Source organism: Streptomyces sp. NPDC000345 (genome assembly GCF_042898825.1).
In the GTDB taxonomy this organism is placed as follows: Bacteria; Actinomycetota; Actinomycetes; order Streptomycetales; family Streptomycetaceae; genus Streptomyces.
On the sequence record NZ_JBIAZE010000017.1, the window covers coordinates 137,119 to 151,096 of the forward strand.

The window sequence follows — 13,978 nt, forward strand, 5'->3', positions numbered from 1 at the left end:
TGAGACCTCACGGAAATATGACCCGTCCGCGGGCACCCTGCCGGAGAATTCCCCGACACGTGTCCCGCATGACGCAATCAACGTCCTTGACATCAACCGCCACTTGCCCCCCTACTGATGGCTGCGCACCGAGAAGGACAACGTTGTCCAGGGCCCTTGTCCGGGCGGGGAGGATGCTCACGCATGCAGTGGTTCGGACGGTTACGCGCGGTCGCGGTCACGGCCGCACTCGTCATGACGGTCGGCGCTCCGGGTGTGGCGGTCGCCCTGCCGGCGCCCGTCCCGCTCCCCGCACGGGCGTTCGCCTCCTCGTTCGAGGCCGGCCAGCCCGCCCCCGACTGGGTGAGCTCACCCGAACGCGCCTCGGGGGTCGACGGCGGCTACGCGACCGGCGGGCTGCCCGGTGAGGTGACCGACCGGGTCACCCAGGTCCGGGCGAGCGCGGAGAACACCGCCGGCGGCGAGGTGAAGGAGAACCTCGTCGACGGCGAGCCGGGCACCAAGTGGCTGGCCTTCGCGGCCACCGGCTGGGCCGAGTTCGACCTGGACGCGCCGGTCGCGGTGACCACGTACGCGCTGACGTCGGCGAACGACGCCGCGGAACGCGACCCGGCCGACTGGACCCTGCAGGGCTCGGCGGACGGCACGGTCTGGACGACCCTCGACAGCCGCACCGGGGAGTCCTTCGCCGAGCGTTTCCAGACCAGGACGTACACCCTCGCCGCCCCGGCCGAGTACCGGCACTTCCGGCTGGACGTCACGAAGAACCACGGCGCCGGCATCCTCCAGCTCGCCGACGTGCGGCTGGGCACCGGCAGGAACGGGCCGGTGCCGCCGGACATGCTCACCGTCGTCGACCGCGGCCCCAGCGGCTCGCCCACCGCGAAGGCGCGCGCCGGCTTCACGGGCCTGCGAGCGCTGCGGTACGCCGGACGCCACACCGCCTCCGGCCGGGCGTACGCGTACAACAAGGTCTTCGACGTGAACGTCCGGGTCGGTGCGCGGACCCGGCTGGAGTACCGGATCTTCCCCCAGATGGCCGACGGCGAGCGGGACTACGCGGCGACGAACGTCTCCGTGGACCTGGCGTTCACCGACGGGACGTATCTGAGCGGGCTGGGGGCGGTGGACCAGTACGGCTTCCCGCTGTCCCCGCGCGGGCAGGGCGCGGCGAAGGCGCTGTACGTCAACCAGTGGAACGACGTGGTCTCGGAGATCGGGCCGGTGGCGGCCGGGAAGACGGTCGACCGGATCCTGGTGGCGTACGACTCCCCCGGCGGTCCGGCCCGGTTCAGGGGCTGGGTGGACGACCTGGCGCTGCGGACGGCCCCGCCCGAGGCGGCGAAGGCGCATCTGTCGGACTACGCGGTGACCACGCGCGGGACGAACTCCAGCGGGAGCTTCTCACGCGGCAACACCTTCCCGGCGACGGCGGTGCCGCACGGGTTCAACTTCTGGACACCGGTGACCAACGCGGGCTCGCTGAGCTGGCTGTACGACTACTCCCGCGGGAACAACGCGGACAATCTGCCCACCATCCAGGCGTTCAGCGCGAGTCATGAGCCGAGCCCGTGGATGGGCGACCGCCAGACCTTCCAGGTGATGCCCTCGGCCGCGGCGGGCACCCCGGACACCGGGCGGACGGCGCGGGCGCTGGCGTTCCGGCACACGGACGAGACCGCGCGGCCGTACTACTACGGAGTGCGCTTCGAGAACGGTCTCACGGCGGAGATGGCGCCGACCGACCACGCGGCCGCTCTGCGCTTCACCTACCCGGGTTCGGACGCGAGCGTCCTCTTCGACAACGTCACCGACCAGGCGGGGCTGACCCTGGACCGGGAGAACGCCACCGTCACCGGGTACTCGGACGTGAAGTCCGGGCTGTCGACGGGCGCGACCAGGCTCTTCGTGTACGGCGAGTTCGACGCGCCGGTGACGGACGGGGCGTCGAACGGGGTGAAGGGGTATCTGCGCTTCGACGCGGGCGCCGACCGGACGGTCACCCTGCGGCTGGCGACCTCGCTGATCAGCGTCGACCAGGCGAAGGACAACCTGCGCCAGGAGATCCCGGAGGGCACCGCGTTCGACACCGTCAGGCAGCGGGCCCAGCGGCAGTGGGACGCGCTCCTCGGCAGGGTCGAGGTGGAGGGGGCCATGACGGACCAGCTGACGACGCTCTACTCCAGCCTGTACCGGCTCTACCTGTACCCCAACTCCGGTTTCGAGAAGGTCGGTTCGACGTACCGCTACGCCTCCCCGTTCTCCCCGATGGAGCGTCCCGACACCCCGACGCACACCGGCGCGAAGATCGTGGACGGCAAGGTGTTCGTCAACAACGGCTTCTGGGACACCTATCGGACGACCTGGCCGGCGTACGCGCTGCTGACGCCCACTCAGGCAGGAGCGCTGACCGACGGTTTCGTGCAGCAGTACAAGGACGGCGGCTGGACCTCGCGCTGGTCCTCCCCCGGCTACGCCGACCTGATGACCGGTACCTCGTCGGACGTCGCCTTCGCCGACGCCTACGTCAAGGGTGTCGGCTTCGACGCGAAGGCGGCCTACGAGGCGGCCCTGAAGAACGCGACGGTCGTGCCGCCGGCGTCGGGCGTGGGCCGCAAGGGCATGGCGACCTCCCCCTTCCTCGGTTACACCAGCACGGCCACCCACGAGGGGCTGTCCTGGGCACTGGAGGGCTACCTCAACGACTACGGCATCGCCCGCATGGGCCAGGCCCTGTACCGGAAGACCGGCGAGCAGCGGTACGCGGAGGAGTCGGCCTACTTCCTCAACCGGGCCCAGGGATACGTGAACCTGTTCGACTCCCGGGCGGGTTTCTTCCAGGGCCGGGACGACAAGGGCGCCTGGCGCGTCACGTCGTCGGCGTACGACCCGCGCGTGTGGGGCTACGACTACACCGAGACCAACGGCTGGGGCTACGCCTTCACCGCCCCGCAGGACAGCCGGGGTCTGGCCAACCTGTACGGCGGCCGCGCCGGGCTGGCACAGAAGCTCGACACGTACTTCGCGACCCCCGAGACCGCCTCCCCCGAGTTCGTGGGGTCCTACGGCGGGGTCATCCACGAGATGACGGAGGCACGGGACGTACGCATGGGCATGTACGGGCACTCCAACCAGGTCGCCCATCACGCGATCTACATGTACGACGCGGCCGGCCGGCCCTGGAAGGCGCAGGCGAAGGTCCGCGAGGCGCTGTCGCGCCTCTACACCGGCAGCTCCATCGGGCAGGGCTACCACGGCGACGAGGACAACGGCGAGCAGTCGGCCTGGTACCTGTTCTCCGCGCTCGGCTTCTACCCGCTGGTGATGGGCAGCGGCGAGTACGCCGTCGGCTCCCCGCTGTTCAAGAAGGCGACCGTGCACCTGGAGAACGGTGAGGACCTCGTGATCAGGGCCCCGAAGAACAGCGGGCGCAACGTCTACGTGCAGGGCCTCAAGGTCAACGGGCGTGCCTGGACGTCGACTTCGCTGCCGCACGCGCTCCTCGCCAAGGGCGGCGTGCTGGACTTCGCCATGGGCCCGCGGCCGTCGGCCTGGGGCAGCGGGAAGGACGCGGCACCCGTGTCGATCACCCGCGACGACAGGGTGCCGGCACCCAGGAAGGACGTACTGGCGGCCACCAACGCCCTCTTCGACAACACGTCGAAGACGGCCGCGACGGTCACGGAGGCGGTCGACCTGCCGGTCACCACCGGCGTCAGGGCGGTCCAGTACACGCTCACCTCCTCCGACCGCGCGAAGGCGCCGACGAGTTGGCGGCTGGAGGGCTCCCGCGACGGGACGACGTGGAAGACACTGGACCGCCGCACCGGACTCACCTTCGCCTGGGACCTGCAGACCCGTGCGTTCACCGTGGGGTCGCCGGGTACCTACGCGGCGTACCGCCTGGTCTTCGACGGACCGGCCGAGGTCGCCGAAGTGGAGCTGCTGTCGTGAACCGAGCCGAGCCGTCCTGGACCGACCCCGCCTGGCTGCCCCCGGAGGCGTTCCGGCCGCTGGGGACCCGGCGGACCCTGATCCGGGGCACGGGCCCCGTGGCCGGCACCGTGCGCGGGGAGGTGGCCGAGGCCTGCGCGCGGTTCGGCGGGGAGGTCGTACGGGGGGACGGCACCGGTGCCGCGTACGACCTGCTGCTGGAGATGGGCGACGGCGGACTCGGCGAGGAGGACTTCACGTGCGCGCGGCACGGCGGGACGACGACCGTCACCGCCTCCGGCGGGCGCGGGCTGCTGTACGGGCTGTTCCATGTCGTACGGCTCGGCGAGAAGGCGTTCGCGGGACCGCGGCCGGGTGAGGTCCACCGGCCGGCGACGGCCGTGCGCATGCTCGACCACTGGGACAACGTGGCCGTGCACCCGGTCATGGGCCAGGTCGAGCGCGGGTACGCGGGCGGCTCGCTGTTCTGGCGGGAGGGCCGGGCCCGGGGGGAACCGGGGCGGGTCCGGGCGTACGCGAGGCTGCTCGCGGCCTGCGGGATCAACGCCGTCTGCGTGAACAACGTCAATGTGCACGCGACCGAGGCGCACCTGCTGACCGACCGGATCGGTGAGGTCGCGGCGATCGCCGGGGCGTTGCGGCCGTACGGCGTCCGGACGCATCTGTCGGTGACCTTCGCCGCGCCGGTCGTGCTCGGCGGGCTGTCCACCGCCGATCCGCTGGAGGCCGCGGTACGGCAGTGGTGGGCCCGGGCCGTGCGCGGGGTGTACGACGCGATACCGGACTTCGGCGGGTTCGTGGTGAAGGCCGACTCCGAGGGGCAGCCGGGCCCGTTCACCTACGGGCGCAGTCACGCGGACGGCACGAACATGCTGGCCGCCGCGCTCGCCCCGCACGGCGGCACGGTCCACTGGCGCGCCTTCGTCTACGACCACCGGCAGGACTGGCGGGACCGCACGACGGACCGGGCACGGGCCGCCCACGACCATTTCGCCCCGCTGGACGGGGAGTTCGCCGACAACGCGGTGCTCCAGGTCAAGCACGGGCCGATGGACTTCCAGGTGCGCGAGCCGGTCTCGCCGGTGCTCGGGGCGCTGCCGCGCACCCGGCTGGCGGTGGAGGTGCAGGCCACGCAGGAGTACACCGGGCAGCAGCGGCACGTGTGCTGGCTCGGGCCGATGTGGAGCGAGGTGCTGGGCTTCCGGCCGCAGGGCGGGGCCGGGCCGGCGGTCGGCGAGCTGGCCGGCCATCTCGTCGCCGTGTCCAATGCGGGCGACGACCCGTTCTGGACCGGTCATCCCCTGGCGCAGGCGAACCTCTACACCTTCGGCAGGCTCGCCTGGCGGCCGGACGCCGACCCGTACCGCGTCCTGGACGAGTGGATCGGCCTCACCTTCCCGTCCGCCCCCGAGCGGCTGGTCACCGGGCTGCACGCGGTGCTGGACGGCTCCTGGCGGACGTACGAGAAGTACACGGCCCCGCTCGGGGTGGGGTTCATGGTGCAGCCCGGGCACCACTACGGCCCGAGTGTCGACGGCTACGAGTACAGCCCGTGGGGGACGTACCACTTCGCCGACCGCGACGGCATCGGTGTCGACCGGAGCGCGGCGACCGGGACGGGGTACGCGGCGCAGTACGCCGAGCCGTGGGCCGGGGTGTACGAGTCCGCCGCGACGTGTCCGGACGAGCTGCTGCTGTTCTTCCACCATGTGCCGTACGGCCATGTGCTCAGGAGCGGGAAGACCGTGGTCCAGCACGTCTACGACGCCCACTTCGAGGGCGTCGAGGAGGTCGAGGAGGCCCGCCGGGTGTGGGCGGGCCTCGCGGACCTGGTGGAACCGGTTCGGCACACGCGCGTGGCGGAGCTGTTCGAGGAACAGCTGCGCTCCGCCGGGGAGTGGCGCGACCAGATCAACAGCTACTTCCTGCGCAAGTCCGGGGTGCCGGACGCGCACGGGCGGCGCATCTACTGAAGGCGCAGGACGACGACCCCGAGCGGGTCGAGTGCGAGGGGTTCCCCGCGTTCGGTCCGCTTGCCGGTGAGGAGGTCGGTGCCGGTGGCCGGGGCGGCCAGGCGGACCGGTGCCGGGCCGTGGTTGAGGAGGAACCGCAGGACGGTGCCGTCGGGAGCGACCCGGGTGGCCGTCTCGACGGCCGGGTGGCCGGCATGGGGGCCGAGCAGGTCGTGACGGGCGAGGACGCGGCGGACGACGTGGTCGACACCGCTCCGGTCCAGGGCGGTGGCCACGTACCAGGCCTCGCCTCCGTGGCCGCCGTGGCGGTGGCGGGTCACGGCCGGGGTGCCGGCGTAGAAGTCGGCGCCGTAGGTGGCGACCGGTTCGGCGCCGCGCAGCCGCACGAGCTCGAAGACCAGACGGGCGGTGGTGGTGAACTCCCCCATCTCGACGGGCTGGACGACGTCCTCGGGGCGGGCGTCCCATTCGTCGACGCGGATGCCGAGGAGGGGGGCCAGCGGGCCGGGCACGTCGGTGAGGAAGGCACGGTCGTGTGTGTCGGAGCGGGCGGTGAGGAAGGTCGCGAGGACGGTGCCGCCGCGCCGGGTCACCGCCTCCAGACGTTCGGCGAGGTCCCCCTTGACGAGGTGGAGCACCGGGGCGACGACGACGTCGTACGGCGTGAGGTCGGCGGTGACCGGTACGACGTCCACGTCGGCGCCCGCCTCGCGGGCGGCCCGGTAGTAGGAGTGGACGACGTCCAGGTACCGGACCAGGCGGGAGGGGCCGTCGGAGATCTCCAGGGCCCACCAGCTGTCCCAGTCGAAGAGGAGCGCCGTGCGGGCCGGGGTGCGGGCGCCCAGAGTGGCGTCACCAAGCAACTCCAGCTCCCGCCCCAGTCGCGCGACTTCGCGAAAGACCCGGGTGTCGTCCCGGCCCGCGTGACCGATCATCGCGCCGTGGTACTTCTCGCAGGCGCCCCGCGAGGCGCGCATCTGGAAGTAGAGGGCCGCGTCGGCGCCGTGTGCGATCGCCTGGAAGGTGACCAGGCGCAGTTCGCCCGGTCTGCGCAGCGGATTGACGTCGCGGCAGGCGGTGGTGGACGGGGTCTGCTCCATCAGCCAGAAGGGGGCGCCGTCCTTGAGGCCGCGCACGAGGTCGTGGGCGAGGGCGGCACGGGTGGGCGGGGCGTCCGGCGGCGGGTAGTTGTCCCAGGAGGCGAAGTCGAGGTGGGGCGCCCAGCGGTGGTAGTCCAGCGGGCGGTACGCGCCCATGAGGTTGGTGGTGACGGGGGTGTCCGGGTCGTGGGCGCGGACGGCCTCCTTCTCTGCGGTGAAGCAGCCGAGCAGGGCGTCGGTCATGAAGCGCTGGTAGTCGAGGGTGATGCCCTGGAAGGCGGTGTGGTCGGGGCCGCGCCAGTGCTCGGTGAGGGCGCTGGGGGGCTCGATCTGGTCCCAGTCGGTGTATCGGTGCGACCAGAAGGTGGTCCACCAGGCGTCGTTGAGGGCGTCGAGCGTGCCGTGCCGGTCGCGCAGCCAGGCGCGGAAGGCGTCGGCGCACCGGTCGCAGTAGCAGGCGCCGCCGTACTCGTTGTTGATGTGCCAGGCGATCAACGCGGGGTGCCGGGCGTACCGTTCGGCGAGCCGGCCCGCCATCGCGGTGGACAGCCGGCGGTAGGCCGGCGAGCTGGGGCAGAAGTTGTGGCGCTGGCCGTAGCGGTGCCGGCGGCCCTCGAAGTCGGTGCGGTTGACCTCGGGGTGCTTTTTGGCGAGCCAGGGCGGCAGGGCGGCGGTGCCGGTCGCCAGGCAGACCTTGCGGTCCTCCGCGGCGGCGCGGTCGAGGATCCGGTCGAGGACCGTGAAGTCGTAGGTGTCCTCGGCGGGCTGGGTGAGGGACCAGGAGAAGACGCCGACCGTGAGGGTGTCGATGCCCGCCCGGCCGAAGAGGCGGTGGTCCTCGTCCCAGACCTCCTGCGGCCACTGCTCGGGGTTGTAGTCGCCGCCGTAGGGGATCTTGGCGCTGCGCGGGCCGTGCGGGCCGTGCGGGCTTCGGGGGCCTGACGGGCCTTGGGGGCCGTGGTGGCTCATGCGGTGAAGTCCTCCTGGGTCTCGGCGATCACCGGGCGGCCGGCGTGCAGCAGGGAGAGCAGCAGCGGGGCCGCGAGCAGGGCGGGCAGCGCCTCGGTCAGCAGGGCGGTCAGACCGGCGGCGAGGACGAGCAGGGAGGCGGCGGCCAGCGTGGTCCTGCCGTGCCGGAACAGGAAGTACGCGGCCAGGCGGGCGGTGTCGCGGGCGCGGAACGTGAACAGCGAGGTGAGCACGAGGGCGTGGGCGCCCCACAGGAGCGAGGCCACGCCGATGACCCCGAGCAGCACCGCCCACCAGCCGGGCAGGCCCGTGGCGGCGAAGTGGGTGAGGGTGAAGGCGATCACCGTCAGCCAGGCCAGCAGGGGGGTCCACAGTGTCAGGGCGGGCCCGGCGTTGAGGCGCCAGCCGTGTGCGTAGCAGCGGGCGGGGTGCAGCTCGGTGAGGTCGCGGCCGCGGTGGTGCAGGGCGTACAGCGCGGCGGAGGCGGCGGGCCCGAGCGGCAGCAGGCACAGGGCGGCGAGGGGCAGGTTGGCGGGGTCGGGGCCCAGCAGGAGCAGGCCGGCGAGGCCGGGGGCGGCCGCGGCGAGGAAGAGGGCCTCGACGGTGAGGAGGGTGTGGATCAGGGCGGCGGCGCGGGAGAGGACACCCGTGCCGAAGTCGCTCACCGTGCCGCTCACGAGGGCTCCCCGGTGGGCGGCGCGGCGCTGTCGGCGTCCTGCGTCGTCGCTCTCATGACGGCTCCCTCCCCAGCAGCCGGCTCTCGTCCCACCAGGGCGGGGTCTCGTCGGCGACCGGGGTCAGCTCGACGAGGGTGATCTCGTGCCGGGACAGGGTGAGGTCCAGCTCGGTGCGGCCGCCCTCGCGCACGGGCAGCCGGCGGTGGCCGCGGGCGGGCTCGGCGGCCTCGTGCAGTACGTCCAGCTGCCGGGTGCTCGGCGAGCGCGGGCTGCCCATGTGCCGCCAGGCCGTCCGGGCGTTTCCGTGTTCCTCGTCGACGGTGGACCGGCGGACGAAGACCTCGCGCGCGCCCGTCGGGAGGGACAGGCGCAGCTCGTGCCGGCCGGGGCCGGGTGTCTCGCCGGTGGGGTCGACCGGGGCCCAGGCGAGGACCGTGACGCGGCCGTCGGGGTGGCGGCAGACGAGGTGGTCGTCGCCGCGGGCGAGCAGGTCGGGGCCCATCCGGGCCATGAACGCGTAGAGGTGGTAGGCCGGTTTGCGCACCTGGCGGTGGGTGAGCAGTCCGAATCCGCCGTGGAAGAGGGCGGTGGGGACACCGGCCTCCTCGAACATGTCGCTGAACGTCCAGTAGGAGAACGAGTCGGCGAGTTCGCCGCCCCCGGCCAGTACGGGTGCCAGGTAGGCGGCGTGGAAGGCGGTGTCGTGGACGTGGTTGTCGGGGCGGTAGGAGGAGTTGAACTCCGTGATGTGGACGGGCAGTCCGGCGAGCCGGGTGCCCCTGAGACGGTCGCGGGGCGCGGCGAACTGGTCGAGCAGGGCCGTCGCGGGGGCCAGGGTCTGGTGGACGCCGAACGGGACGTGCTGGGCGGGTCCTGACGTGTAGGCGTGCCGGGAGACGAAGTCGACGGGCACGTCGCGGTGTTCGGCGAACTCGGCGAACCGGTCCAGCCAGTCGTCGGCGCCCGGGGAGATCGCCGGGCCGCCGACCTGGAGGTCCGCGTCCACCTCCTTCACGGTGTGCGCGGTCACCTCGTAGAGCCGGTGGTAGGCCCGTTCGTCGGCGTCCTGCCAGAAGTCGGCGAGGTTGGGCTCGTTCCACACCTCGATCGGCCAGGTGCGCACCTCGTCGAGGCCGTAGCGGTCCACGAGGTGGCGCAGGGTCGCGCGGACCAGGTCGGCCCACTCCCGGTGCGAGCGGGGCGGGGTGACGTTGCCGCGCCACCAGAAGACCGTCCGGTCTCCGGAGGCCAGTTCCCCGGGCATGAAGCCCAGTTCGAGGAAGGGCCGGATGCCGAGGGCGAGGTACGCGTCGACGACCTGGTCGACGTAGGTGAAGTTGTGGTGGACGTGGCGGGTGCCCCCGTGGTGGTACGGGCGGTACACGCCCATGCCGTCGCTGAGCAGGCCGTGACCGCGGATGTACCGGAAGCCGATGTCGCGCTGGAGGAGGGTGAGGGAGTCCTGGTAGTCGCGGCGCAGGGCGAGTTCGACGCGGCCCGTGCCGACGCAGTGGCGCCAGGCGCCGGAGAGCCGGCCGACCGGCCGCGCGGGGACGCGGATCACCCGTTCTCCTTCTCGAAGCGTGCGCGGGCCTTGTTGTGCAGGTCGACCAGCCGGTCCATGTTCTTGGCCTTCAACTCGGCGACGTAGGAGTCCCACGCGGACAGCGGGCGCTTGCCGAGGGCGAACTTGAGGGTGTTCTGGGTGACGTGGTCGCGCAGCGGGGTGTCCCAGAGCGAGGCCTGCTCCTGTTCCACGGACCGCAGCGGGTGGGCGGGGCCGACGGGCAGCTGTTGGCGCCGGGCCATGGCGTCCTGGAACCTCTTCTCGTCCGGGCTGAACGAGGAGGACACGAGCGCCCAGCTGCCGCCGTAGGTGAAGACGCCGTTGAAGAAGCCGTAGTCCTTCTGGAGGTCCTTCGGGGCGTCCGGGTCGGAGCCCATCAGGCTGATGCCGGGCTTCAGTTCGTACCGGCCGCCGGAGTACGTGTAGGTGGTGCCCTCGACGCCCCACTTGGCGAACCTCTGGCCCTCGTCCGAGTACCAGAGCCAGTCCACGAACTGCATCATCGCGACGAAGGTGTCGCTCTTGAGCGCCTTGCTGGAGATCATGACGCCGTTCTCCAGCCGTGCTCCGCCCATCACCACCGGGCCGGCCGGGCCGAGCGGCACCGGCACCATCTCGATCTTCGAGCCCTTGACCTGTTTCTCCAGGTTGTAGCGGTAGTTCTGGACCAGCTCCTGCGGGTTGGCGCTGATCGCGAAGGACTTCTCGCCGAGCAGTTTCTGCACCGCGTCCTCGTCGGTCTGGGTGAAGCTCTCCGGGTCCATCAGCTTCTCGCCGACCAGTTTTCTCAGGTACTCGACCATCTGGCGGTAGCCGTCCGTGGCGCCGGTGAAGACGAACGCGTCGGCCTGGGCGTCGTAGCTGATGTTGTCGTACGTCCACCCCGCCCTGACCCCGTACGCCTGCCCGAGGTAGCTCGTCAGCGCGCCTGCGGGGAAAGGCGTGTTGGTGCTCCAGCGGTCCGAGAACGGATAGCGGTCGGGATACTCCGCCCGGAGCGCCCCGAAGACCTCGTACACCTCGTCCCAGGTGGTGGGCAGGCTCAGGCCCAGCCGGTCGAGGACGTCCGTGCGCAGCGACAGCGAGTAGCCGGACTTGACCTTCTCGTGCAGTCCGGGCAGGAGGTAGTACTTGCCGTCCGACTGGCGGATGGAGTCGAGTTCGGGCTCCAGCTTCCACTTGCGCACCTTGTCGCGGAAGTTGGGCATCAGGTGCACGTACTCGCTGACGGGCAGGATCGCGCCCGACGACACGAAGGCGACCTCCGAGGGGTGGTACGTCTTGGGGATCAGGAACGGGGCGTCGCCCGCGCCGATGAGGACGCTGCGCTTCTTCTCGTAGTCGCTCAGGGGGACCGCGACCGGCTTCAGGGTGATGCCGGTGCGCCTGGCCAGCTCCTTCCAGAACAGCCAGCCGTCCTTCATCGGATAGACCGGGTTGTTGTTGTGCAGGACCGGGAACGACAGCGGCTTGGACGCCTTGAACTGCAGGCCGGCGCGGTACTCCTTCATCGCGCCGTTCTGCTTCTTGGAGAGGTCCTTGGAGTCCCCGCCGTCGTCGCCGCCGCAGCCGGTGAGGGTGGCGAGGCCGACGAAGCCCGCCGCGGCGAGGATCTGACGTCGTGACAGCTGACCTGCGTTCTTCACGGACACTCCCTTGGTGGGGTCCGGCTCTCAGCCCTTGACCGCGCCGAGCATCACGCCGGAGACGAAGTAGCGCTGGACGAACGGGTACACGCAGAGGATGGGCAGCGCGGTGAGCACGATCGTGACCGCCTGGATGTTCGCCCCGACCTGGCTGAGCTGCTCGGTGCCGGCGCCGGCGTTGCCGCCCGTGGTGGCGCCCGCGATGAGGTTGCGCAGATAGACCGTGGCCGGCATGAGCTCGGTGCGGTCCATGTAGAGGTACGCCGAGAACCAGGAGTTCCAGAAGGACACCGAGTAGAAGAGCACCATCGTGGCGATCACCGCCTTGGACAGCGGCAGCACGATCCTGAGCAGGATGCCGTACGTGCTCAGGCCGTCGATCTCGGCGGCCTCCTCCAGCTCGGCGGGCAGGCTCTCGAAGAAGGCCTTCATCACCAGCAGGTTGAAGACGCTGATCGCGTTGGGCAGGGCGATCGCCCAGACGCTGTTCTTCAGGCCGAGACCGGTGACGAGGACGTAGTGGGGGATCAGGCCGCCGGAGAAGAACATGGTGAAGACGGCCACCCCGACCAGGACGCCGCGGCCCCTGAGGTCCTTCTTCGACAGCACATAGGCGTAACAGGTCGTCAGCACCATGGCGACGACGGTGGAGACGACCGTGTAGAACACGGTGTTGCCGTAGTTGCGCCAGAACATCGCGTCGTGGAAGACGATCCGGTAGGTGGTGAGGTTGAACCCCTTGGGCCACAGGGTGACCTCTCCGGCGCGGATCTGGCGTTCACCGCTGAAGGACCGGGCGACGACGGTGAGGAACGGGTACAGGGTCACCGCCACGACAACGGTGAGGACGGCCCCGTTGACGCCCTGGAAGACGCGGTGGCCCCGGGTGGGCCGGTCGGCGCTCACCACAGGCTCGTCCCCACCGTGCGGCGCGACAGCTGGTTCGCGGTGGTGATCAGCACCAGCCCGATGACCGCCTCGAACAGGCCGATCGCGGCGGCGTAGCTGAAGCTGTTGGACTCCACGCCGGCCCGGTAGAGATAGGTGGAGACCACATCGGCCGTCGGGTAGGTCAGCGGGTTGTACAGCAGCAGGATCTTCTCGAAGCCGACCGCCATGAACGTGCCGATGTTGAGGATCAGCAGCGTGATCATCGTGGGGCGGATGCCGGGCAGGGTGACGTGCCAGGTCTGTTGCCACCGGTTCGCGCCGTCGATGCGGGCGGCCTCGTAGAGGTCCTCGTCGATCGTGGTGAGCGCGGCGAGGTAGAGGATCGTGCCCCAGCCGGCGGTCTGCCAGATCTCCGAGCCGACGTAGACCGTGCGGAACCATCCGGGTTCCTGGACGAACCGGATCGGCTCGTGGCCGAACCAGCCGAGCATCTGGTTGACGGGCCCGTCCACGGCCAGCATCTGCAGCGTGATGCCGGCCACGATCACGATCGACAGGAAGTGCGGCAGGTACGACACCGACTGCACGAACCGTTTCAGCGAGCGTCTGCGCACCTCGTTGAGCAGCAGCGCCAGCACGATCGGGACCGGGAAGCAGAAGACGAGCGTGAGCGCGCCCAGCCACAGGGTGTTGCGGAACACCTGCCAGAAGGTGGGGTCGGACAGGAACATCCGCACATAGCGCAGCCCCACCCACTGCTCGCCCAGGATCGAGCCACCCGGTTCGAACCGGCGGAAGGCGATGACGTTGCCGATCATCGGCAGATAGCGGAAGACCAGGAAGAACAGCAGGGGCAGCACGGCCAGCGAGTACAGCTGCCAGTCCCGGCGCAGCGACCTGCGCAGACCTCGGCGGGGGGCCGGGCGCGCGGGGGGATCCGGTGGATCCTGGGTGCCGGGCGGAGAGGCCGACGTGGTGGAGGTGCTCATTGCTCGGTCCTCCCGTGACGGAGAAGTGGAACCGAAACTTTCGAGCGCTTACCGGTAACTTCGCGGCAACTTAAGGGCACCCAGAAAGCGCTGTCAATGGGTACCGCAGCGAACGGCTGAGGCAGAGGTGCCGCGTTGGAACATCCTGTGCGCGGGGTAGACCCCCGAGGTCGGTGTCGCCGGCTTCGCAAGTTTCCCTGTTCCCGCCGATT

The 13,978-nt window shown here is 70.9% G+C and carries 8 protein-coding genes; 2 read left to right on the top strand and 6 right to left on the bottom strand.

Features of this window, described 5'->3' with window-relative positions:
* The first annotated feature begins 183 nt into the window (after positions 1-183).
* Positions 184-3,954 carry a GH92 family glycosyl hydrolase gene (locus tag ACFY30_RS32410; protein ID WP_390848706.1) on the top strand — a complete coding sequence of 1,257 codons (3,771 nt, stop codon included), beginning with the start codon at positions 184-186 and terminating at the stop codon, positions 3,952-3,954.
* Positions 3,951-5,927, top strand: coding sequence for an alpha-glucuronidase (locus ACFY30_RS32415; protein ID WP_390848707.1), 1,977 nt, complete (start codon positions 3,951-3,953; stop codon positions 5,925-5,927). Before ACFY30_RS32410 ends, ACFY30_RS32415 begins: the two co-directional genes overlap by 4 nt.
* On the opposite strand, the gene ACFY30_RS32420 is transcribed toward ACFY30_RS32415, so the two are convergent.
* From ACFY30_RS32420 to ACFY30_RS32445, 6 genes are read right to left on the bottom strand one after another with little or no spacing between them, the layout of a single operon-like run.
* The gene (locus tag ACFY30_RS32420) at positions 5,921-7,996 is read right to left on the bottom strand and encodes a beta-galactosidase (protein ID WP_390848708.1); all 2,076 of its coding nucleotides are present in this window, start codon (positions 7,994-7,996) and stop codon (positions 5,921-5,923) included. The two genes, ACFY30_RS32415 and ACFY30_RS32420, sit on opposite strands and share 7 nt — an antisense overlap.
* Positions 7,993-8,673: a hypothetical protein gene (locus ACFY30_RS32425; protein ID WP_390848709.1), complete on the bottom strand. Its 681-nt coding sequence runs from the start codon at positions 8,671-8,673 to the stop codon at positions 7,993-7,995. The genes ACFY30_RS32420 and ACFY30_RS32425 overlap by 4 nt, the downstream gene beginning before the upstream one ends.
* 52 nt (positions 8,674-8,725) lie before the next feature.
* Positions 8,726-10,237: a xylan 1,4-beta-xylosidase gene (locus tag ACFY30_RS32430; protein ID WP_390848710.1), complete on the bottom strand. Its 1,512-nt coding sequence runs from the start codon at positions 10,235-10,237 to the stop codon at positions 8,726-8,728.
* Positions 10,234-11,886, bottom strand: a complete 1,653-nt coding sequence (locus ACFY30_RS32435) for an extracellular solute-binding protein (protein ID WP_390848711.1) — start codon at positions 11,884-11,886, stop codon at positions 10,234-10,236. Before ACFY30_RS32435 ends, ACFY30_RS32430 begins: the two co-directional genes overlap by 4 nt.
* 27 nt (positions 11,887-11,913) lie before the next feature.
* Complete coding sequence (locus tag ACFY30_RS32440) at positions 11,914-12,795, bottom strand: carbohydrate ABC transporter permease (RefSeq protein ID WP_390848712.1); 882 nt, start codon at positions 12,793-12,795, stop codon at positions 11,914-11,916.
* A complete protein-coding gene (locus ACFY30_RS32445; protein WP_390848713.1) occupies positions 12,789-13,766 on the bottom strand; it encodes an ABC transporter permease in 978 nt (325 codons plus the stop codon). Before ACFY30_RS32445 ends, ACFY30_RS32440 begins: the two co-directional genes overlap by 7 nt.
* Positions 13,767-13,978 lie beyond the last annotated feature (212 nt).

Coding starts and splice junctions, on each gene's coding strand:
- ACFY30_RS32410 (WP_390848706.1), top strand. CDS start 184: ATGCAGTGGTTCGGACGGTTACGCGCGGTCGCGGTCACGGCCGCACTC.
- ACFY30_RS32420 (WP_390848708.1), bottom strand. CDS start 7,996: ATGAGCCACCACGGCCCCCAAGGCCCGTCAGGCCCCCGAAGCCCGCAC.
- ACFY30_RS32445 (WP_390848713.1), bottom strand. CDS start 13,766: ATGAGCACCTCCACCACGTCGGCCTCTCCGCCCGGCACCCAGGATCCA.